Origin of the sequence: Bacillus sp. CH_70 (genome assembly GCF_038007045.1) — a bacterium.
In the GTDB taxonomy this organism is placed as follows: Bacteria; Bacillota; Bacilli; order Bacillales; family Bacillaceae_G; genus Bacillus_A; species Bacillus_A cereus.
Map to the genome: position 1 here is coordinate 302,501 of NZ_JBBOWL010000001.1, position 21,128 is coordinate 323,628.

Below are 21,128 nucleotides of genomic sequence, written 5' to 3' on the forward strand. Positions count from 1 at the left end.
ATCCTGAAACCGTGTGCCTACAAATAGTCAGAGCCCGTTAATGGGTGATGGCGTGCCTTTTGTAGAATGAACCGGCGAGTTACGATCCCGTGCAAGGTTAAGCTGAAGAGGCGGAGCCGCAGCGAAAGCGAGTCTGAATAGGGCGTTTAGTACGTGGTCGTAGACCCGAAACCAGGTGATCTACCCATGTCCAGGGTGAAGTTCAGGTAACACTGAATGGAGGCCCGAACCCACGCACGTTGAAAAGTGCGGGGATGAGGTGTGGGTAGCGGAGAAATTCCAATCGAACCTGGAGATAGCTGGTTCTCCCCGAAATAGCTTTAGGGCTAGCCTTAAGTGTAAGAGTCTTGGAGGTAGAGCACTGATTGAACTAGGGGTCCTCATCGGATTACCGAATTCAGTCAAACTCCGAATGCCAATGACTTATCCTTAGGAGTCAGACTGCGAGTGATAAGATCCGTAGTCAAGAGGGAAACAGCCCAGATCGCCAGCTAAGGTCCCAAAGTGTGTATTAAGTGGAAAAGGATGTGGAGTTGCTTAGACAACTAGGATGTTGGCTTAGAAGCAGCCACCATTTAAAGAGTGCGTAATAGCTCACTAGTCGAGTGACTCTGCGCCGAAAATGTACCGGGGCTAAATACACCACCGAAGCTGCGAATTGATACCAATGGTATCAGTGGTAGGGGAGCGTTCTAAGTGCAGTGAAGTCAGACCGGAAGGACTGGTGGAGCGCTTAGAAGTGAGAATGCCGGTATGAGTAGCGAAAGACGGGTGAGAATCCCGTCCACCGAATGCCTAAGGTTTCCTGAGGAAGGCTCGTCCGCTCAGGGTTAGTCAGGACCTAAGCCGAGGCCGACAGGCGTAGGCGATGGACAACAGGTTGATATTCCTGTACCACCTCTTTATCGTTTGAGCAATGGAGGGACGCAGAAGGATAGAAGAAGCGTGCGATTGGTTGTGCACGTCCAAGCAGTTAGGCTGATAAGTAGGCAAATCCGCTTATCGTGAAGGCTGAGCTGTGATGGGGAAGCTCCTTATGGAGCGAAGTCTTTGATTCCCCGCTGCCAAGAAAAGCTTCTAGCGAGATAAAAGGTGCCTGTACCGCAAACCGACACAGGTAGGCGAGGAGAGAATCCTAAGGTGTGCGAGAGAACTCTGGTTAAGGAACTCGGCAAAATGACCCCGTAACTTCGGGAGAAGGGGTGCTTTCTTAACGGAAAGCCGCAGTGAATAGGCCCAAGCGACTGTTTAGCAAAAACACAGCTCTCTGCGAAGCCGTAAGGCGAAGTATAGGGGGTGACACCTGCCCGGTGCTGGAAGGTTAAGGAGAGGGGTTAGCGTAAGCGAAGCTCTGAACTGAAGCCCCAGTAAACGGCGGCCGTAACTATAACGGTCCTAAGGTAGCGAAATTCCTTGTCGGGTAAGTTCCGACCCGCACGAAAGGTGTAACGATTTGGGCACTGTCTCAACCAGAGACTCGGTGAAATTATAGTACCTGTGAAGATGCAGGTTACCCGCGACAGGACGGAAAGACCCCGTGGAGCTTTACTGTAGCCTGATATTGAATTTTGGTACAGTTTGTACAGGATAGGCGGGAGCCATTGAAACCGGAGCGCTAGCTTCGGTGGAGGCGCTGGTGGGATACCGCCCTGACTGTATTGAAATTCTAACCTACGGGTCTTATCGACCCGGGAGACAGTGTCAGGTGGGCAGTTTGACTGGGGCGGTCGCCTCCTAAAGTGTAACGGAGGCGCCCAAAGGTTCCCTCAGAATGGTTGGAAATCATTCGTAGAGTGCAAAGGCATAAGGGAGCTTGACTGCGAGACCTACAAGTCGAGCAGGGACGAAAGTCGGGCTTAGTGATCCGGTGGTTCCGCATGGAAGGGCCATCGCTCAACGGATAAAAGCTACCCCGGGGATAACAGGCTTATCTCCCCCAAGAGTCCACATCGACGGGGAGGTTTGGCACCTCGATGTCGGCTCATCGCATCCTGGGGCTGTAGTCGGTCCCAAGGGTTGGGCTGTTCGCCCATTAAAGCGGTACGCGAGCTGGGTTCAGAACGTCGTGAGACAGTTCGGTCCCTATCCGTCGTGGGCGTAGGAAATTTGAGAGGAGCTGTCCTTAGTACGAGAGGACCGGGATGGACGCACCGCTGGTGTACCAGTTGTTCTGCCAAGGGCATAGCTGGGTAGCTATGTGCGGAAGGGATAAGTGCTGAAAGCATCTAAGCATGAAGCCCCCCTCAAGATGAGATTTCCCATAGCGTAAGCTAGTAAGATCCCTGAAAGATGATCAGGTTGATAGGTTCGAGGTGGAAGCATGGTGACATGTGGAGCTGACGAATACTAATAGATCGAGGACTTAACCATATAATATGTAGCAATGTTATCTAGTTTTGAAGGAATATGCCTTCATAGTTTGGTGATGATGGCAGAGAGGTCACACCCGTTCCCATACCGAACACGGAAGTTAAGCTCTCTAGCGCCGATGGTAGTTGGGACCTTGTCCCTGTGAGAGTAGGACGTCGCCAAGCAAAAACCTAAGTCGTTTCGACTTAGGTTTTTTTGTGTTTATTTTTATTTACCGAATGCTATAATCCGTAAATTTAATAAAGCTACAGACGAAAAAAGAATGAAGTAGAGACTCTTTAAAATAATAGTAATGATTTTTTGTGTTCCTGATTTTCCTAATGTCGCTAAAGTAATACTTAAAATAGGACACATTATTTCTATCATAAGTATATATTTTAAATAATGAGATGCTATAAATAAGTATTCAATAATTACAACAATTACTGCGATAGAAAAAATAAATAGGATAATAGCGTAGTTCTTTCTTTCACGTTTATCCTCCTTAGAAATTAAATCGTTATAATAAAAGTTCTATTGATGTGTAGAATACAAGAGTGTACATATTGTGATTTAAAACATACTGAAGTACTATATAAACGATTATAAGTAAATAGATCTCTAGAAATATATATTCTAATTCCCTTTTCTTCTTGCATATAGTTGCAATTCTTCTTTTGAATATAACTAAAACACGAACGTTATTGACTACTAATAAAAAAACATTCGATTATTTATTGACATCGTTTATGAAATATTGTTAATATAGCCATAGAAACAATAATATAAGACCTCATATAATCGCGGGGATATGGCCTGCAAGTCTCTACCTAACGACCGTTATTCGTTAGACTATGAGGGAAAGTCACTCGGTATTTTTCTATTCACAAGGGATACGTATGCCTGAGTAGAGCGCTTTCTCTCATAGTAAAAGAGAAACTGTTCTATTTCAGGCTTTTTTTATTTGAATCGGGGGGATTCTAATATGAAATCACTAGTTGGAGTCATAATGGGAAGTACATCAGACTGGGAAACAATGAAATATGCTTGTGACATTTTAGATGAATTAAATATACCGTATGAGAAAAAAGTTGTATCCGCTCATCGGACTCCGGATTATATGTTTGAATATGCAGAGACGGCTCGTGAACGTGGATTGAAAGTTATTATTGCTGGAGCTGGTGGAGCAGCACATTTACCAGGAATGGTTGCAGCGAAGACAAATCTTCCTGTAATTGGAGTTCCAGTTCAATCAAAAGCATTAAACGGCTTAGATTCATTATTATCCATCGTCCAAATGCCAGGAGGTGTTCCAGTTGCAACTGTTGCAATTGGTAAAGCCGGTTCAACGAATGCTGGATTACTTGCTGCACAAATACTTGGATCATTCCATGATGATGTACATGATGCATTAGAATTGAGACGAGAAGCGATTGAAAAAGATGTGCGTGAAGGTAGTGAGCTAGTATGACGAGAATCATTTTACCTGGAAAAACAATCGGCATTATTGGAGGCGGCCAGCTAGGAAGAATGATGGCATTGGCAGCCAAGGAGATGGGATATAAAATTGCTGTTTTAGATCCTACAAAGCATTCACCATGTGCACAAGTTGCTGATATTGAAATTGTTGCACCGTATGACGATTTAAAGGCAATTCAGCATTTAGCAGAGATAAGTGATGTTGTGACATATGAATTTGAGAATATTGATTATAGATGTTTACAATGGCTTGAAAAACATGCTTACTTGCCACAAGGTAGTCAGTTGTTAAATAAAACGCAAAATCGTTTTACAGAAAAGAATGCAATTGAGAAGGCTGGGTTACCAGTAGCAACGTATAGATTAGTTCAAAATCAAGATCAGCTTACAGAAGCAATTGCTGAGTTATCATTCCCTTCCGTCTTAAAAACGACGACAGGTGGATATGATGGGAAAGGGCAAGTTGTTTTAAGAAGTGAGGCTGATGTTGAGACAGCAAGAGATCTTGTGGATAAAGCAGAGTGTATTTTAGAGAAATGGGTGCCTTTTGAAAAAGAAGTATCCGTTATTGTGATTCGTAGTGTAAGTGGTGAAACGAAAGTATTTCCGGTAGCGGAAAATATTCATGTAAATAACATTTTGCATGAATCTATCGTTCCAGCTCGTATTACAGAAGAGCTTTCTCACAAAGCAATTGCTTATGCAAAGGTACTTGCGGATGAATTAAAACTTGTGGGAACACTAGCTGTAGAGATGTTTGCTACAGCTAATGGTGAGATTTACATTAATGAATTAGCACCAAGACCTCACAATTCAGGACACTATACACAGGATGCATGTGAAACGAGCCAATTTGGTCAACATATTCGAGCAATCTGTAATTTACCTCTAGGAGAAACAAATTTGTTAAAACCAGTTGTCATGGTAAACATTTTAGGCGAACATATAGAAGGGGTCCTAAGACAAGTGAATAGATTAACCGGGTGCTATTTACACTTGTATGGAAAAGAAGAAGCAAAAGCACAGCGAAAAATGGGGCATGTTAATATTTTAAATGATAATATTGAAGTCGCTCTAGAAAAAGCGAAGAGTTTGCATATTTGGGACCATCAAGAACAACTGTTGGAGGGAAAAAGATGATTAGTCGTTATACACGCCCTGAAATGGGTGCGATTTGGACGGAAGAGAACAAATTTAAAGCGTGGTTAGAAGTTGAGATTTTAGCTTGTGAAGCATGGGCTGAGCTTGGCGATATTCCAAAAGAAGATGTTAAAAAAATTCGTGAACATGCATCATTTGATATTGATCGTATTTATGAAATTGAAAAAGAAACACGTCATGACGTAGTTGCATTCACTCGTGCTGTATCAGAAACGCCAGCACTAGGCGAAGAACGTAAATGGGTTCATTACGGTTTAACATCTACAGATGTAGTAGATACAGCATTATCTTACATCTTAAAACAAGCGAATGAAATTATATTAAAAGACTTAGAGAACTTTGTAAGCATTTTAGCTAACAAAGCGAAAGAGCATAAATACACAATCATGATGGGAAGAACACACGGTGTTCATGCAGAACCAACAACATTCGGTTTAAAACTTGGTCTTTGGTATGAAGAGATGAAACGTAACGTAGAGCGTTTCAAACAAGCTGCTGATACAGTTCGTGTTGGTAAACTATCTGGTGCGGTTGGTACATATGCAAATATCGATCCATTCGTAGAAAAATATGTTTGTGAAAATCTAGGATTAGAAGCAGCACCAATTTCAACACAAACATTGCAACGTGATCGTCACGCACACTACATGTCAACACTTGCATTAATCGCAACATCTATCGAAAAGATGGCAGTTGAGATTCGTGGCTTACAAAAGAGTGAAACACGTGAAGTTGAAGAAGCTTTCGCAAAAGGCCAAAAAGGTTCTTCTGCAATGCCACATAAGCGTAATCCAATTGGATCTGAAAATATGACTGGTTTAGCTCGTGTTATCCGCGGTTATATGATGACAGCTTATGAGAATGTTCCATTGTGGCATGAGCGTGACATTTCTCACTCTTCAGCAGAACGCGTAATTTTACCAGATGCTACAATCGCATTAAATTACATGTTAAATCGCTTTGGTAATATCGTTAAAAACTTAACTGTATACCCAGAGAATATGAAACGCAATATGACAAGAACATACGGCTTAATTTATTCTCAGCGCGTAATGCTTACACTAATCGACAAAGGTATGGTACGTGAAGAAGCTTATGATATCGTACAGCCTAAAGCGATGGAAGCTTGGGAAACACAAGTACAATTTAAAGAGCTTGTAGAAGCTGATGAGCGTATTACAAGTAAGTTAACACAAGAAGAAATTAATGAATGCTTCAACTATGAGCATCATATGCAACACGTTGATACAATCTTTGAACGCCTTGGATTAAACGAAGCGTAAAATTTCATATGGCACAGAATAGAGTCATTCTGTGCCATTCTTTATAAAAACATTATTCACATTTTTCAAACTACAGGGGGCTTGCGAAATGCAAAAGCTAGAATTGCTGTATGAAGGTAAGGCAAAAAGAATTTATCGTACAGAATCAGCAGATATGGTTTGGGTAGAGTACAAAGATAGTGCGACTGCTTTCAATGGGGAGAAAAAAGAGACGATTACAGGAAAAGGTCGTTTGAACAATGAGATTACAACTTTATTGTTCAGAAAGTTACAAGAAGTAGGAATTAAAACACATTTTGTTGAGAAGTTATCTGAAACAGAACAACTTGTTAAAAAAGTGAGTATTATTCCTTTAGAAGTTGTCACAAGAAATGTAATTGCAGGAAGTCTTTCAAAACGATTAGGAATGGAAGAGGGAACTGTACTTGCAGAACCAATCGTAGAATTTTACTTCAAAGATGATAATTTAGGAGATCCGCTTGTAACGGAAGATCATATTCGTGTATTAAACGTTGCATCGCCAGAGCAAGTAAGCGTATTACGAGATATGGCTCTACAAATCAATCAAGTGTTGATTGATCATTTCGCAAGCTGTCGTGTAAGATTAGTAGATTTCAAATTAGAGTTTGGTGTAACGGAAGAGGGAGAAATCATATTAGCGGATGAAATTTCACCAGATACTTGCCGTTTATGGGATGAAACGAGCAATGAGAAGTTTGATAAAGACGTATTCCGTCGCGATCTTGGAAATTTAACAGATGCTTATGAAGAGATTTTAAAACGTTTAGGGGGAATTTCACATGTATAAAGTTAAGGTATATGTAACATTAAGAGAAAGCGTATTAGATCCACAAGGAACAGCGGTAAAAGGAGCTCTTCATAGTCTTTCATTCACAGAAGTACAAGACGTTCGAATCGGAAAGTACATGGAACTAACAATTGATAAATCTGTATTTGACTTAGATAGCAAGGTAAAAGAAATGTGTGAAAAACTATTAGCGAACGTTGTAATGGAAGACTTCCGTTATGAAGTTGAGGAGGTTGTCGCACAGTGAAATTTGCCGTAATAGTATTTCCAGGTTCGAACTGTGATGTCGATATGTTCCATGCAATTAAAGATGAGCTTGGCGAAGAAGTAGATTACGTTTGGCACGATACAGAGAATTTAGATGAATATGATGCAATTTTACTACCAGGTGGATTCTCTTACGGTGACTACTTACGCTGCGGTGCTATTTCTCGCTTTGCTAATGCAATGAAAGCAGTACAAAAAGCTGCTGAGCAAGGAAAGCCGATTTTAGGTGTATGTAATGGATTCCAGATTCTTGTTGAATCAGGATTACTACCAGGAGCATTAATGAGAAACGAAAACTTAAAATTTATGTGTCGTACTGTTCAGTTGCGTGTTGAAAATAATGAAACGATGTTTACATCACAATATGAAAAAAATGAAGTAATCAATATTCCAATCGCTCATGGTGAGGGGAATTACTATTGTGACGAAGAGACTCTTAAACAATTAGAAGAGAATAATCAAATCGCATTCCGTTACGTAGAAAATCCTAACGGTAGCGTTTCAGATATTGCTGGTATTGTAAACGAAAAAGGAAATGTACTTGGTATGATGCCACATCCAGAGCGTGCTGTAGATGAATTACTTGGCGGTGCTGAAGGGTTAAAAGTCTTTCAATCTATCTTAAAACAGTGGAGGGAAACATATGTCGTTAATGCTTGAACCAAATCCAACACAAATTAAAGAAGAGCGTATATATGCGGAAATGGGGCTAACAGACGAAGAGTTTGCCATGGTTGAAAAGATTTTAGGTCGTCTGCCAAATTATACAGAAACAGGATTGTTCTCTGTAATGTGGTCTGAACATTGTAGTTATAAAAATTCAAAACCAGTTCTTCGTAAGTTTCCAACGACAGGTGAGCGCGTTCTGCAAGGACCTGGAGAAGGCGCTGGAATTGTAGATATCGGTGATAATCAAGCAGTTGTATTTAAAATGGAAAGTCATAACCATCCTTCAGCTATTGAACCATATCAAGGAGCAGCAACAGGTGTTGGTGGTATTATTCGTGACGTATTCTCTATGGGAGCACGTCCGGTAGCTCTATTAAACTCACTTCGTTTCGGTGAATTACAGTCACCACGTGTGAAATATTTATTCGAAGAAGTAGTAGCAGGAATTGCAGGATACGGTAACTGCATCGGTATTCCGACTGTTGGCGGCGAAGTACAATTTGATCCATGTTACGAAGGAAATCCACTTGTAAATGCAATGTGCGTAGGTTTGATTAACCACGAAGACATTAAAAAAGGGCAAGCGCACGGTGCTGGTAACACAGTAATGTACGTAGGAGCATCAACTGGTCGTGACGGTATTCACGGTGCAACATTCGCGTCGGAAGAACTATCTGAAAGCTCAGAAGCGAAACGTCCAGCGGTTCAAGTAGGGGATCCATTTATGGAAAAACTTCTTATTGAAGCGTGTTTAGAATTAATTCAATCTGATGCACTTGTTGGAATTCAAGATATGGGTGCGGCTGGTTTAACATCATCATCTGCAGAAATGGCAAGTAAAGCAGGAATGGGTATTGAAATGTACTTAGATGATGTACCACAGCGTGAAACAGGAATGACACCATATGAAATGATGCTGTCTGAATCACAAGAGCGTATGTTAATTGTTGTGAAAAAAGGTAGAGAACAAGAAATAGTAGATTTATTTGAGAAGTATGGTCTCGCAGCGGTTACGATGGGGAAAGTAACGGAAGATAAAATGCTTCGTTTATTCCATAAAGGTGAAAAGGTAGCTGAAGTTCCAGCAGATGCTTTAGCAGAAGAAGCACCAATTTATCATAAACCATCAAAAGAAGCAGCATACTTTGCTGAATTCCAAGCAATGAAAATGGAAACGCCAAAAGTAGAAAATTATAAAGAAGCGTTATTCGCTCTATTACAGCAACCAACAATTGCAAGTAAAGAGTGGGTATACGATCAATACGATTACCAAGTTCGTACAAGCACAGTGGTTACACCAGGTTCAGATGCAGCAGTTGTACGTGTACGCGGTACAGAAAAAGGATTAGCAATGACGACAGATTGTAATTCTCGCTACATTTATCTAGATCCAGAAATGGGCGGTAAAATTGCAGTAGCAGAGGCAGCGCGTAATATCGTATGCTCTGGCGGTGAGCCACTTGCAATTACAGATTGCTTAAACTTCGGTAACCCAGAAAAACCAGAAATCTTCTGGCAAATTGAGAAATCAGTAGACGGTATGAGTGAAGCTTGTCGCACATTACAAACACCAGTTATCGGCGGAAACGTATCGATGTATAACGAACGTAGTGGCGAAGCTGTATATCCAACACCAACTGTTGGGATGGTCGGACTTGTACATGACTTAAAACATGTAACAACACAAGAGTTTAAGCAAGCTGGTGATTTAGTTTATATAATCGGTGAGACGAAAGCTGAGTTTGGCGGAAGTGAATTACAGAAAATGATTCACGGAAAAATTTTCGGTCAATCACCAAGTATCGATCTAGATGTAGAATTAAAACGCCAAAAACAAGTATTAGAAGCAATTCAAGCTGGTCTTGTTCAATCTGCACATGATGTTGCTGAGGGTGGTTTAGCAGTTGCAATTTCAGAAAGTGCAATTGGTGCTAACGGCTTAGGTGCTACTGTGAAATTAGATGGAGAAGCAACAGCAGCATTATTCGCTGAATCACAGTCTCGCTTCGTGATAACTGTAAAACGTGAAAATAAAGAGGCGTTTGAGAAAGCGGTAGAAGCAATCCAAGTTGGAGAAGTAACAAGTACAAATGAAGTAACAATTCATAATGAAGAAAATGAAGTATTACTTACAGCAAATGTAGATGAAATGAGAAAGGCTTGGAAAGGGGCAATCCCATGCTTGCTGAAATAAAGGGGTTAAACGAAGAATGTGGCGTTTTCGGAATTTGGGGGCATGAAAATGCAGCACAAGTTTCATACTACGGATTGCACAGTTTACAGCACCGTGGGCAAGAAGGCGCAGGTATTGTCGTAAATAATGGGGAAAAAATCGTCGGTCACAAGGGGTTAGGTTTAATATCAGAAGTGTTTTCAAGAGGTGAGTTAGAAGGATTAAATGGAAAATCAGCAATCGGACATGTACGATATGCAACAGCTGGTGGAAGTGAAGTTGCTAACGTTCAACCATTGTTGTTCCGTTTTTCTGATCATAGTATGGCGTTAGCTCATAACGGAAATTTAATTAACGCAAAAATGCTTCGTCGTGAATTAGAAGCAGAGGGAAGTATTTTTCAAACTAGTTCAGATACAGAAGTACTTTTACATCTTATTAAACGTAGTACGAAAGACTCTTTAATTGAAAGTGTAAAAGAGGCTCTGAATAAAGTGAAAGGTGCGTTTGCGTATCTTTTACTAACTGGAAATGAAATGATCGTTGCGTTAGATCCAAATGGATTCCGTCCGCTTTCAATTGGAAAGATGGGGGATGCTTACGTTGTAGCATCTGAAACATGTGCTTTTGATGTAGTAGGTGCAACATACATTCGCGATGTAGAACCTGGTGAATTACTTATCATTAATGATGAAGGAATTCACGTAGATCGTTTCACAAACGATGTAGAACATGCGATTTGTAGTATGGAATATATTTACTTTGCACGACCAGATTCTAATATTGCTGGTGTTAACGTTCATGCAGCGCGTAAAAATATGGGAAAACGTTTAGCAGCGGAAGCTCCTATTGAAGCGGATGTTGTTACTGGTGTACCAGACTCTAGTATTTCAGCTGCGATTGGCTATGCGGAGGCAACAGGCATTCCGTATGAATTAGGATTAATTAAAAATCGTTACGTTGGACGTACTTTTATCCAGCCTTCTCAAGAACTGCGTGAGCAAGGGGTTAAGATGAAGCTTTCCGCAGTAAGAGGTGTGGTTGAGGGGAAACGAGTTGTTATGATTGATGACTCTATCGTAAGAGGAACGACAAGTAAACGAATTGTTCGTATGCTTCGTGAGGCTGGAGCGACAGAAGTTCATGTAAGAATTGCTTCACCACCTCTGAAATATCCATGTTTCTATGGCATTGATATTCAAACGAGAAAAGAATTAATTGCAGCAAATAATACAGTAGAAGAAATCCGCGAAATGATCGGAGCAGATTCTTTAACATTTTTAAGCGAAGATGGATTAGTAGATGCAATTGGACGTCCATATGAAGGGAAATATGGCGGCCTATGCATGGCTTACTTTAATGGGGACTATCCAACAGCTCTTTATGATTATGAGCAAGAGCTTTTAGAAAGTATGAAATAAGAAAAGTGAAAAAAGCTTCTACTTCTTTTGCTGTAGAAGCTAGCTTTTTTCTTAAAACGGCCGGCCCTGGATGGGGAGAAATTAAAAGACGAGGTGTAAATAACGATGGCGAATGCATATAAGCAAGCAGGAGTAGATATTGAAGCTGGATATGAAGCGGTATCTCGCATGAAAAAACACGTACAAACAACTATGAGAAAAGAAGTACTAGGCGGTTTAGGCGGTTTTGGAGGTATGTTTGATCTATCAAAATTTGCATTAGAAGAACCTGTATTAGTATCTGGAACAGATGGCGTGGGAACAAAATTGATGCTCGCTTTTATGGCAGATAAACATGACACAATTGGTATTGATGCAGTAGCAATGTGTGTAAATGATATTGTTGTCCAAGGAGCAGAGCCGCTTTTCTTCCTTGATTATATTGCTTGTGGTAAAGCTGAACCTAGTAAAATTGAAAACATCGTCAAAGGTATATCAGAGGGCTGTCGCCAAGCTGGTTGTGCATTAATCGGTGGAGAAACAGCTGAAATGCCAGGAATGTATTCTACGGAAGAATATGATTTAGCTGGTTTTACAGTTGGGATTGTTGATAAAAAGAAAATTGTAACAGGTGAAAAGATTGAAGCTGGTCACGTGCTAATTGGCTTAGCATCTAGCGGTATTCATAGCAATGGTTACTCTTTAGTACGAAAAGTGTTACTAGAAGATGGAGAACTAACTTTAGAGCGTATTTATGGACGCTTAGAACTACCTCTTGGTGAAGAATTATTAAAACCAACGAAAATTTATGTCAAACCTATTTTAGAACTATTGAAGAAGCATGAAGTATACGGTATGGCGCATATTACAGGGGGCGGATTTATTGAAAATATCCCACGTATGTTGCCAGAAGGAATTGGTGCTGAGATTGAACTAGGATCTTGGAAAATTCAGCCGATCTTCCATTTACTTCAAGAAGTTGGGAAACTGGAAGAGAAAGAAATGTTCAATATTTTTAACATGGGTATTGGTATGGTAGTAGCAGTGAAGGAAGAAGATGCAAAAGATGTTGTTCGTCTTCTTGAAGAGCAAGGAGAAACGGCTCGTATTATTGGACGTACTGTACAAGGAGCTGGCGTTACTTTTAATGGGGGCAAAGCACTATGAGTAGATTAGCAGTTTTTGCTTCTGGAAGTGGATCTAACTTTCAATCTCTCGTTAATGCGGTAGAAGAAAAAAGATTGGATGCAGAAATTAGTTTATTAGTATGTGATAAACCAGAAGCACGTGCTGTTGGGCGAGCGCATTATCATCATATTCCGTGTTTCGCTTTTTCAGCGAAAGCATATGAGTCCAAAGAAGCGTTTGAAAAAGAGATATTAAAGAAGCTAGAAGAATATGAAATTGATTATATTATTTTAGCTGGATATATGCGTTTAATCGGGCCGACGTTACTAGAAGCATACGGCGGAAAGATTATTAATATTCATCCATCATTACTACCGAGCTTTCCAGGTAAAGATGCTGTCGGTCAAGCGTTAGAAGCAGGTGTGAAAGTAACTGGAGTAACAATTCATTATGTAGATGCAGGTATGGATACAGGGCCAATTATTGCGCAAGAAGCAGTGGTTGTTTCTGAAGGGGATACGAGAGAAAGCTTACAAAAGAAAATTCAGCAAGTTGAACATAAATTATACGTAAATACAGTGAATCAAATTGTTCAGTCTGTGAAAGAAACAACTGTTAACTAACATACAACCAGGGGTGAAGGATAAATGAAAAAGCGTGCATTAGTAAGTGTTTCAGATAAAACAGGAGTAGTAGAATTTGTTAAAGGGTTACTAGAGCAAGGGATTGAAGTTATTTCAACAGGTGGTACGAAAAAATTACTAGAAGAAAACGGCTTACAAGTAATTGGTATTTCTGAAGTAACTGGTTTCCCTGAAATTATGGATGGTCGTGTGAAAACTTTACATCCAAATATTCATGGTGGTCTATTAGCAGTTCGTGATAATGAAACACATGTAGCGCAAATGAATGAATTAGGTATTCAAGCAATTGATTTTGTTGTTGTTAACTTATACCCATTTAAAGAAACAATCGCTAAGCCTGATGTAACATTTGCTGATGCAATTGAAAATATTGATATCGGTGGCCCGACAATGATTCGCTCTGCTGCGAAAAATCATAAATTCGTATCTGTAATTGTAGATCCAGTAGATTATGATATTGTGTTAGCAGAACTGAAAGAGAACGGTGAAGTAGCAGAGGAAACGAAACGTAAACTAGCAGCGAAAGTATTCCGTCATACAGCAGCATATGATGCGTTAATTTCTAACTACTTAACAGAGCAAATGGGTGAAGAAAGTCCAGAAACATTAACTGTGACATTTGAGAAAAAGCAAGACTTACGTTATGGCGAGAACCCACATCAAAAAGCAACTTTCTATAAAGCGCCATTCGCAGCAACTTCTTCTGTTGCATACGCAGAACAATTACACGGTAAAGAATTATCGTATAACAATATTAATGATGCAGACGCAGCGCTTAGCATCGTAAAAGAATTTACAGAACCAGCAGTAGTAGCAGTAAAACATATGAATCCATGTGGTGTTGGAGTAGGAACTAATATTCACGAAGCATATACTCGTGCTTATGAAGCAGATCCAGTATCAATCTTCGGCGGTATTATTGCAGCAAATCGTGAAATTGATAAAGCTACAGCAGAAAAGTTACATGAAATTTTCTTAGAAATTGTTATCGCACCTTCGTTCTCGCAAGAAGCTTTAGAAGTGTTGCAAAGTAAGAAGAACTTACGTTTATTAACTATAAATATTGAAAAAGCGACAAGTGCAAGCAAAAAACTAACTTCTGTACAAGGTGGACTTCTCGTTCAAGAGGAAGATACGTTATCATTAGATGAAAGTACAATTTCAATTCCAACGAAACGTGAACCTTCAGAGCAAGAATGGAAAGATTTAAAACTAGCTTGGAAAGTTGTAAAACATGTGAAATCAAATGCAATTGTTTTAGCGAAAGATGACATGACAATTGGTGTCGGTGCGGGACAGATGAACCGTGTAGGTTCTGCAAAAATCGCGATTACACAAGCTGGTGAAAAAGCACAAGGTAGCGCGCTTGCATCTGATGCTTTCTTCCCAATGCCAGATACATTAGAAGAAGCAGCAAAAGCGGGAATTACAGCAATCATTCAACCAGGCGGATCGATCCGTGATGAAGATTCTATTAAAGTGGCAGATACGTATGGGATTGCTATGGTGTTCACTGGCGTACGTCATTTTAAACATTAATAGAGCAATTGTGGAAAAAACAAACTAGGAGCAGCATAGCTTCTAGTTTGTACTTATTTAAGTATCGGGGGATGAAATATGAATGTTTTAGTAATCGGCCGCGGTGGGCGTGAGCATGCTTTAGCTTGGAAGTTTGCGCAATCTGAAAAGGTGGAAAAGGTGTATGTAGCACCGGGTAATGAAGGTATGCGAGATGTTGCAACACCAGTTGATATTGATGAAAATGATTTTGATGCATTAGTTTTATTTGTTAAAGAGAATAAGGTTGAATTAACTTTCGTTGGACCAGAAATTCCGCTTATGAATGGAATTGTTGATCGTTTTAAAGAAGAGGGACTTCGTGTATTTGGTCCAAATAAGGCGGCTGCTGTTATTGAAGGTAGTAAGGCTTTTACGAAAGAATTGATGAAAAAGTATGATATTCCAACGGCGGCATATGAAACTTTTACAGATTATGAAGAAGCAGTACAATACATTCAAAAAGTTGGTGCGCCAATCGTTATTAAAGCTGATGGCCTAGCTGCTGGTAAAGGTGTAACAGTAGCAATGACACTTGAAGAGGCACTACAAGCTGCGAAAGAAATGCTACAAGATGTAAAGTTCGGCGCGGCAAGTAAGAAGGTTGTTATTGAAGAGTTTTTAGATGGACAAGAATTTTCATTAATGGCATTTGTAAATGGAACAACTGTACATCCGATGGTAATCGCTCAGGACCATAAACGAGCTTTTGATGCTGATAAAGGCCCAAATACAGGCGGAATGGGTGCATATTCTCCAGTACCACAAATTCCAGAATCAGCAGTCCAAGAAGCGATTCAAACCGTATTACATCCAACTGCTCAAGCGATGCTCCAAGAAAATCGATCGTTTACAGGGATTTTATATGCAGGGCTTATTTTGACAAATGATGGTCCAAAGGTAATTGAATTTAATGCACGCTTTGGTGATCCTGAAACAGAAGTTGTATTACCTCGCTTAGAAAATGATTTAGTTGATGTATGTAACGCTGTATTAGATGAAAGTGAGTTAGTGTTAGAGTGGTCAGAGGAAGCAGTAATTGGTGTTGTACTTGCTTCAAAAGGATATCCAGAAGCGTATAAAAAAGGTGAAATTATTACAGGGTTAGATCGTTTAGAAGATGCTATTGTCTTTCATTCAGGTACAGCGATGAAACATGGGGATTTTGTAACAAATGGTGGCCGTGTACTATTTATTGCTTATAAAGCGAAAGACTTACAAGAAGCGAAAGATAGAGTGTATAAAGAAATCGCAAAGATTGAAAGCGATGGCTTATTTTATCGTAGTGATATAGGATATCGTGCGATTGGGCATGAGATTACGCGAAGCTAACATATGTTAGCTTCTTTTTTTATAGGAAATAGAGTATAGTACGTTGAATCTTTTCAAGAGATTTTAAACTATTTGTATCTATATACACTTTTTCTCTACCTGCTTACATCTTATTTCTCCAATTAATAATAGCAGTATTGAGATGATTAACGTAAGAGCAGCGACAAGGAGTGGGAGGGAAAAACTTTGCATTTGCTCTGCAATAATACCTGTAAAGATTGGACCGATAATTTGGCCAATCCCATAAACACCTGTCGTATAACCAATGATTTTATTACTTTCATTCGGTCTTATTCGTTTTGCTTCTGTAGTTGTTAAAATTGTAATTCCGACGAATGTAGCACCTAGAAGGAATGCACTTAGAAATGCCCCAAAAAGGTTTGGAATAAGGAGTAGAGAAAGTAAACTTATAATTTGTAACATATAGGCGGATGTAAGAGCTCGTGTTGGTCCGTACTTCCGAGCAACAGTGGACCAAATGTAACTAGATGGGATGACAGCAATACCGACAATAATCCAGCTACAAGATGCATAGAAGGGTGATAGTGTAATTCTTTCTACAATGGTGACAAGGAAGGTCCCTGTAATGATATAGCCAAACCCTTCGAATCCGTAAGCTAAAATAAGCCAAAATAAATAGTTTTTTCTATGAGATGTAGCTTGTATAGTACTTTTTGGTTGCTGTATAGTATGTCTACTGTCCTCTCTTAACCATTTCCATACAAGGATAGCTAAACTAAAACTAATAATTCCTAACCCAATCCATGCACCTTGCCAATTCCAAATTGAGTTGAATAAAGGTGCGAAACTTCCAGAGAAAATAATGCCAATTCCAACACCGCTATAAATCATGCCACCTAGCATGACTTTATTACTTTGAAATAAATAATCTAAAACAATACTAGAGGCAAGAACAAATACAATTGCACTTGTGAAACCACCGATAAAGCGAAGGGGAAACCATAAAAAGATATAAGAGGTTAAGCCCATACAAAGAGTTGAAAGAACATTGAAGAATAAACAGTGGTGTAATATTTTTTCACGATTTTTTATCGTAATGAATCCAATAAAGAATGCCCCAAGTAAATAACCAAGATAATTACTGGACGCTAAATATCCAGCGAGGTCATCTTCTATATGGGCTTGCTTTTCCATAAAAGAAATAATCGGTGTGTAGGCGAACCGACTAATACCCATGACAGCTATTAAAGAACATATCCCAGCTATAATCATTTTCCATGTTTTTGTTTCTTTCATATAATCTCCCTTCTTGAAATATCTTCTAATATATATGATAGAGGAATATATATGGGGCGTAAAATACTGATTTTTTATATGTAATATCAAAATTAATGATATGAACGAAGGGATATGAACGAATGAACTTACAAGATTTTGTAGCTTTTTATATGGTCGCGCAGGAGAAAAGTATTTCAAGAGCAGCTATTCGGTTGAATTTTGTTCAATCAAACATAACAGCAAAAATAAAACGGCTAGAAGCTGAATATGAAACACAATTATTTTATAGGCATCGAGATGGAGTTACATTAACACCAGCCGGAGAAAAGTTGTTAACATACGCTGAAAAAATGATTCAATTATTAAATGAATCAAAAAGGCAAGTAAAACATACAGCGGAGCCTGGAGGAGTATTGAAAATTGGAGCGATGGAAACAGCAGCAGCTGTTAGATTGCCCACGATTTTAGCTAATTATCATATGCGCTATCCAGAAGTGGAAATTATGTTGCAAACGCACAATACGGAAGAATTAACGAAGAAGGTACTCTTATATGAAATAGAGGGGGCATTTGTAGCTGATTGTATAGCTGATCCAGCTTTAGAAAAGATAGAAGTATTCCAAGAGGAAATGATGTTACTTTCAAAGCGGAATGTTTTGTGGGATAACGGATATTCGGAATCGCAGTCTTTTATCGTTTTTCAATCAGGTTGTTTTTATAGAAAAGTTTTAGAAGAATGGTTACTATCTGAAGGGATTGTTCCAAAAAAAATAATGGAATTAAATTCTTTAGACGGTATTATTGGATGCGTAAAAGCTGGACTTGGGGTGTCTATGTTACCACGTGAAGTAGCAGAGCAATTTGATAGCCATAAAGAACTTATTCATACACCGTTAGTACATGAAAACAGGTTTATTCCGACTTATTTTATTTATCGGAAAGATAGTGTGAGAACAGCAGCGTTAAGCAAGTTTATTGATGACTTGCTTTGTATAAAAACAGCCCGCTGAAAATTCAGTGGGCTGTTTGTTCATGCATCTTTATCTTTCTTCAATTTTCCTTTTTGCTTTGCCATTTCTCGAAGTAAATACTCGATGTGTGCATTGACGCTACGAAACTCATCATTTGCCCATTTTTCGATGACTGCGTGTAATTCAGGATCAATACGTAATGGAAAGCTTTTCTTTTTAGCCATAATTACTTATAGCCCTTAGTATAGGCTTCCTGTATTAATAACTGGTTGCGCACCTTTATCTGAAACGATGGCAACTAATAGGTTGTTTACCATATTCGCTTTACGCTCGTCATCTAATTCAAGTACGCCTTCCTCATCTAACATATGGATTGAATCCTTCGCCATCTTCACAGCACCTTCAACAATCTCTTTTCTAGCAGCTAATACCGCTTTTGCTTGTTGACGTTGTAGCATCGCATGGGCAATTTCTGTTGCATAAGCTAAATGTGTTAAACGAGTTTCTAATACTTCTACGCCTGCGATTTCAAGGCGCGCTTCTAACTCACGCTTTAATTCTTCAGAGATTTCTTCAGTATTCCCGCGTAACGTAATGCAAGTTTCATCTTGGAAATTGTCATAAGGATATTTTGTTGCGACGTGGCGGATTGCTGTTTCACTTTGAATTTCTACAAATCGATCGTAATGTTCAACACCGAACATTGCTTTTGCAGAATCAACTACTTTATATACAATAACAGCTGCAATTTCAATCGGATTTCCCTCAACATCGTTTACTTTTAATTTCTTACTATTAAAGTTTTCAACACGTAATGAGACAGTTTGACGGAATGCGAATGGAATTGTTAAAAATAAACCATTTTGACGAATTGTTCCTAAATAATTACCAAAGAACGTAATAACTTTCGCTTGATTCGGTTGAACAATACCGATACCTGTAGCGAGAATCGCGGCTAATATAATAGTTAGTGCTGCTCCTACGAAAATTTCTTGTGCAAGGAAAAATATACCGATAGCAGCTAAAATCAAAATTCCAATAATACCGAGAAAACCATTTACATAAAATACTTGTTTTTCTTTCATATGATCGCCTCCTGATATAAAAATGATATCACTTTTATATCATTTTAAGCAAGGGGTATGCACCTAATTTTCTGAAATTTATTGATTGATATCTTTTATGTACATTTTAAAGTTAGAAATAAGAATATACGTTCTGTTTTATGGTAAAATAAAGAAGACTTAACCGCCCACTGCAGCAGCTAAGTCCCTTTGAGAGCATCTTGCATCGTGACAAATGATTCAAAGCGGTTTTGCCAGGATTATTTCTTCAATCGCTGACTCAATCTCTTTGTCAGAAGCGTCATAACTTCCCTTTGACTTTGGCTTGTCATGAGCGGAAGTTTGATTCACTTCTTCTTTAGCATGTCCTTTTTCAGTAAAATTCATGCCAGGCATTTTAAATGCGCCCATATTCATGTATTTTCCAAATTTCCACGCTTCAACAATAGGGCAGAAGCGAACAATTCCCTCTGCAACTTTCATTGCACCAATCCATAGAAAAATGTTAGACCAAGTGCACCACGGCTTGCGTACAAGTTTAGTTGCACTACATCCGAAGAGGACAAGCCCAAGTGTAATTCGAATTAGAGCGTTTATTGTCCCGATGTTTTGCTTCATTAGAAAAACACTCCTTTTTATGAAAATTGAAATAGTAAATACTACTTCTCTTATTAGTATCCCGTGTGATTTTTGGGATATGTAATCCAACATTTGACGTTGAAAAAGATGTTGGATTCGGCGTGTGTGTCAGTAGCTTTTTTTGTTATAATGAAAGAATGCATAAAAAGAAGGTGAAATTAAATCCTTCTTTTTGAAAAATATTTAATAGCTATTTTAAAAAATCAAGATAAAAACTAACTGTTATTTTAAACAGAACTATAGATATAACTAGAGAAAAGGAAGGGTGTTTTCATGTACGATATTTCCGGATGGAAACATGTATTTAAGCTTGATCCAAATAAGGAGTTAAGCGATGAATATTTAGAAATGATTTGTGAGTCTGGAACGGATGCTGTTATTGTAGGCGGAAGTGATGGAGTTACAATTGATAACGTATTACACATGCTAGTTAGCATTCGTAGATATGCAGTTCCTTGTGTATTAGAGGTTTCTGATGTAGAAGCAATTACACCAGGATTTGATTTTTATTACATCCCAAGTGTTTTAAATAGCCGAAAAGTAGAATGGGTAACAGGTGTTCATCATGAGGCATTGAAAGAATTTGGGGATATTATGGACTGGGACGAAATTTTTATGGAAGGGTATTGTGTTTTAAATCCCGAAGCGAAAGTAGCCCAGCTTACAGATGCGAAATGTGATTTAACAGAAGATGACGTTATTGCATATGCGCGTTTAGCAGACAAGTTATTACATTTACCGATATTTTATTTAGAATATAGCGGTACGTATGGAGATGTTGAACTTGTTAAAAATGTAAAAGCAGAATTGAAACAAGCCAAGTTATATTATGGCGGTGGTATTTCTAATGCAGAACAGGCGAAAGAAATGGCGCAATATGCTGATACAGTAGTTGTTGGAAATATTATTTATGATGATATAAAATCGGCGTTAAAAACAGTTAAAGCAGTAAAAGGAGAGTAGGT

18 protein-coding genes, 2 rRNA genes, 1 pseudogene and 1 riboswitch (1 of these 22 cut by a window edge) are annotated in these 21,128 nt (G+C 39.0%); of the genes and pseudogenes, 16 read left to right on the plus strand and 5 right to left on the minus strand.

The genetic code is table 11. The features are described 5' to 3' along the window. Together N2V79_RS01635 and rrf are read left to right on the plus strand one after the other, a co-directional pair. Nucleotides 1-2,370 (plus strand): 23S ribosomal RNA (locus N2V79_RS01635) (it extends 552 nt beyond the left edge of the window). A 48-nt stretch (nt 2,371-2,418) separates the two neighbouring features. Next, nucleotides 2,419-2,534, plus strand: a 5S ribosomal RNA gene (gene rrf, locus N2V79_RS01640). A gap of 43 nt (nt 2,535-2,577) precedes the next feature. Here the strand turns inward: rrf and N2V79_RS01645 are convergent. After that, nucleotides 2,578-2,843: pseudogene (locus N2V79_RS01645) on the minus strand (hypothetical protein). 279 nt (nt 2,844-3,122) lie between these two features. Next, nucleotides 3,123-3,224: riboswitch (purine riboswitch) on the plus strand. Nucleotides 3,225-3,334: 110 nt separating this feature from the next. Between N2V79_RS01645 and purE the strand changes: the two are divergent. From purE to purD, 12 genes are all read left to right on the plus strand, one after another. Further along, nucleotides 3,335-3,820: a 5-(carboxyamino)imidazole ribonucleotide mutase gene (purE, locus tag N2V79_RS01650; protein WP_053565403.1), complete on the plus strand. Its 486-nt coding sequence runs from the start codon at nt 3,335-3,337 to the stop codon at nt 3,818-3,820. Further along, entirely contained in the window at nt 3,817-4,968 is a 1,152-nt protein-coding gene (gene purK, locus N2V79_RS01655) for a 5-(carboxyamino)imidazole ribonucleotide synthase (protein ID WP_053565402.1), read from the plus strand. The genes purE and purK overlap by 4 nt, the downstream gene beginning before the upstream one ends. Next, nucleotides 4,965-6,272 (plus strand): adenylosuccinate lyase, encoded by a 1,308-nt coding sequence (gene purB, locus N2V79_RS01660; protein ID WP_000625682.1) that lies wholly within the window; start codon nt 4,965-4,967, stop codon nt 6,270-6,272. The genes purK and purB overlap by 4 nt, the downstream gene beginning before the upstream one ends. An 88-nt stretch (nt 6,273-6,360) precedes the next feature. Beyond that, nucleotides 6,361-7,080 (plus strand): phosphoribosylaminoimidazolesuccinocarboxamide synthase, encoded by a 720-nt coding sequence (purC, locus tag N2V79_RS01665; RefSeq protein WP_001170549.1) that lies wholly within the window; start codon nt 6,361-6,363, stop codon nt 7,078-7,080. Further along, nucleotides 7,073-7,327: a phosphoribosylformylglycinamidine synthase subunit PurS gene (gene purS, locus N2V79_RS01670; RefSeq protein ID WP_340719533.1), complete on the plus strand. Its 255-nt coding sequence runs from the start codon at nt 7,073-7,075 to the stop codon at nt 7,325-7,327. The genes purC and purS overlap by 8 nt, the downstream gene beginning before the upstream one ends. Further along, nucleotides 7,324-8,007 carry a phosphoribosylformylglycinamidine synthase subunit PurQ gene (gene purQ / locus N2V79_RS01675; protein WP_000666784.1) on the plus strand — a complete coding sequence of 228 codons (684 nt, stop codon included), beginning with the start codon at nt 7,324-7,326 and terminating at the stop codon, nt 8,005-8,007. Before purS ends, purQ begins: the two co-directional genes overlap by 4 nt. Beyond that, nucleotides 7,991-10,210 carry a phosphoribosylformylglycinamidine synthase II gene (purL, locus tag N2V79_RS01680; protein ID WP_000055560.1) on the plus strand — a complete coding sequence of 740 codons (2,220 nt, stop codon included), beginning with the start codon at nt 7,991-7,993 and terminating at the stop codon, nt 10,208-10,210. Before purQ ends, purL begins: the two co-directional genes overlap by 17 nt. Continuing rightward, nucleotides 10,195-11,610, plus strand: a complete 1,416-nt coding sequence (gene purF, locus N2V79_RS01685; protein ID WP_000879026.1) for an amidophosphoribosyltransferase — start codon at nt 10,195-10,197, stop codon at nt 11,608-11,610. Before purL ends, purF begins: the two co-directional genes overlap by 16 nt. A gap of 105 nt (nt 11,611-11,715) precedes the next feature. Further along, complete coding sequence (purM, locus tag N2V79_RS01690) at nt 11,716-12,756, plus strand: phosphoribosylformylglycinamidine cyclo-ligase (protein WP_053565401.1); 1,041 nt, start codon at nt 11,716-11,718, stop codon at nt 12,754-12,756. Continuing rightward, a complete protein-coding gene (purN, locus tag N2V79_RS01695; RefSeq protein ID WP_053565400.1) occupies nt 12,753-13,340 on the plus strand; it encodes a phosphoribosylglycinamide formyltransferase in 588 nt (195 codons plus the stop codon). Before purM ends, purN begins: the two co-directional genes overlap by 4 nt. Nucleotides 13,341-13,364: 24 nt before the next feature. Next, nucleotides 13,365-14,900, plus strand: a complete 1,536-nt coding sequence (purH, locus tag N2V79_RS01700; protein WP_000745406.1) for a bifunctional phosphoribosylaminoimidazolecarboxamide formyltransferase/IMP cyclohydrolase — start codon at nt 13,365-13,367, stop codon at nt 14,898-14,900. A gap of 78 nt (nt 14,901-14,978) precedes the next feature. Further along, a complete protein-coding gene (gene purD, locus N2V79_RS01705; protein ID WP_340719534.1) occupies nt 14,979-16,250 on the plus strand; it encodes a phosphoribosylamine--glycine ligase in 1,272 nt (423 codons plus the stop codon). A 78-nt stretch (nt 16,251-16,328) separates the two neighbouring features. Here purD and N2V79_RS01710 read toward each other — a convergent pair whose 3' ends face one another. Next, nucleotides 16,329-17,507: a YbfB/YjiJ family MFS transporter gene (locus tag N2V79_RS01710; protein ID WP_053565397.1), complete on the minus strand. Its 1,179-nt coding sequence runs from the start codon at nt 17,505-17,507 to the stop codon at nt 16,329-16,331. Between the two features lie 122 nt (nt 17,508-17,629). On the opposite strand from N2V79_RS01710, the gene N2V79_RS01715 reads away from it, so the two are divergent. After that, entirely contained in the window at nt 17,630-18,499 is an 870-nt protein-coding gene (locus tag N2V79_RS01715) for a LysR family transcriptional regulator (RefSeq protein WP_053565396.1), read from the plus strand. A 20-nt stretch (nt 18,500-18,519) separates the two neighbouring features. On the opposite strand, the gene N2V79_RS01720 is transcribed toward N2V79_RS01715, so the two are convergent. The 3 genes from N2V79_RS01720 to N2V79_RS01730 form a co-directional block, all read right to left on the minus strand. Then, nucleotides 18,520-18,684, minus strand: coding sequence for a toxin-antitoxin system HicB family antitoxin (locus tag N2V79_RS01720; RefSeq protein ID WP_001085171.1), 165 nt, complete (start codon nt 18,682-18,684; stop codon nt 18,520-18,522). A 15-nt stretch (nt 18,685-18,699) separates the two neighbouring features. Continuing rightward, nucleotides 18,700-19,545 carry an SPFH domain-containing protein gene (locus tag N2V79_RS01725; RefSeq protein ID WP_053565395.1) on the minus strand — a complete coding sequence of 282 codons (846 nt, stop codon included), beginning with the start codon at nt 19,543-19,545 and terminating at the stop codon, nt 18,700-18,702. Between the two features lie 219 nt (nt 19,546-19,764). Beyond that, a complete protein-coding gene (locus N2V79_RS01730; protein ID WP_000812341.1) occupies nt 19,765-20,142 on the minus strand; it encodes a YgaP family membrane protein in 378 nt (125 codons plus the stop codon). Nucleotides 20,143-20,436: 294 nt separating this feature from the next. Here N2V79_RS01730 and N2V79_RS01735 point away from each other — a divergent pair, with 294 nt between their 5' ends. After that, complete coding sequence (locus tag N2V79_RS01735) at nt 20,437-21,126, plus strand: heptaprenylglyceryl phosphate synthase (RefSeq protein ID WP_000272109.1); 690 nt, start codon at nt 20,437-20,439, stop codon at nt 21,124-21,126. Nucleotides 21,127-21,128: the final 2 nt, after the last annotated feature.

What these genes read in the sequence shown, in the direction of transcription:
- purS (WP_340719533.1), top strand. Translation starts at nt 7,073, where the DNA reads ATGTATAAAGTTAAGGTATATGTAACATTAAGAGAAAGCGTATTAGAT.
- purD (WP_340719534.1), top strand. Translation starts at nt 14,979, where the DNA reads ATGAATGTTTTAGTAATCGGCCGCGGTGGGCGTGAGCATGCTTTAGCT.
- purC (WP_001170549.1), top strand. Translation starts at nt 6,361, where the DNA reads ATGCAAAAGCTAGAATTGCTGTATGAAGGTAAGGCAAAAAGAATTTAT.
- purF (WP_000879026.1), top strand. Translation starts at nt 10,195, where the DNA reads ATGCTTGCTGAAATAAAGGGGTTAAACGAAGAATGTGGCGTTTTCGGA.
- N2V79_RS01730 (WP_000812341.1), bottom strand. Translation starts at nt 20,142, where the DNA reads ATGAAGCAAAACATCGGGACAATAAACGCTCTAATTCGAATTACACTT.
- N2V79_RS01710 (WP_053565397.1), bottom strand. Translation starts at nt 17,507, where the DNA reads ATGAAAGAAACAAAAACATGGAAAATGATTATAGCTGGGATATGTTCT.
- N2V79_RS01715 (WP_053565396.1), top strand. Translation starts at nt 17,630, where the DNA reads ATGAACTTACAAGATTTTGTAGCTTTTTATATGGTCGCGCAGGAGAAA.
- N2V79_RS01735 (WP_000272109.1), top strand. Translation starts at nt 20,437, where the DNA reads ATGTACGATATTTCCGGATGGAAACATGTATTTAAGCTTGATCCAAAT.
- purM (WP_053565401.1), top strand. Translation starts at nt 11,716, where the DNA reads ATGGCGAATGCATATAAGCAAGCAGGAGTAGATATTGAAGCTGGATAT.
- purK (WP_053565402.1), top strand. Translation starts at nt 3,817, where the DNA reads ATGACGAGAATCATTTTACCTGGAAAAACAATCGGCATTATTGGAGGC.
- N2V79_RS01720 (WP_001085171.1), bottom strand. Translation starts at nt 18,684, where the DNA reads ATGGCTAAAAAGAAAAGCTTTCCATTACGTATTGATCCTGAATTACAC.
- purE (WP_053565403.1), top strand. Translation starts at nt 3,335, where the DNA reads ATGAAATCACTAGTTGGAGTCATAATGGGAAGTACATCAGACTGGGAA.
- purN (WP_053565400.1), top strand. Translation starts at nt 12,753, where the DNA reads ATGAGTAGATTAGCAGTTTTTGCTTCTGGAAGTGGATCTAACTTTCAA.
- purB (WP_000625682.1), top strand. Translation starts at nt 4,965, where the DNA reads ATGATTAGTCGTTATACACGCCCTGAAATGGGTGCGATTTGGACGGAA.
- N2V79_RS01725 (WP_053565395.1), bottom strand. Translation starts at nt 19,545, where the DNA reads ATGAAAGAAAAACAAGTATTTTATGTAAATGGTTTTCTCGGTATTATT.
- purL (WP_000055560.1), top strand. Translation starts at nt 7,991, where the DNA reads ATGTCGTTAATGCTTGAACCAAATCCAACACAAATTAAAGAAGAGCGT.
- purH (WP_000745406.1), top strand. Translation starts at nt 13,365, where the DNA reads ATGAAAAAGCGTGCATTAGTAAGTGTTTCAGATAAAACAGGAGTAGTA.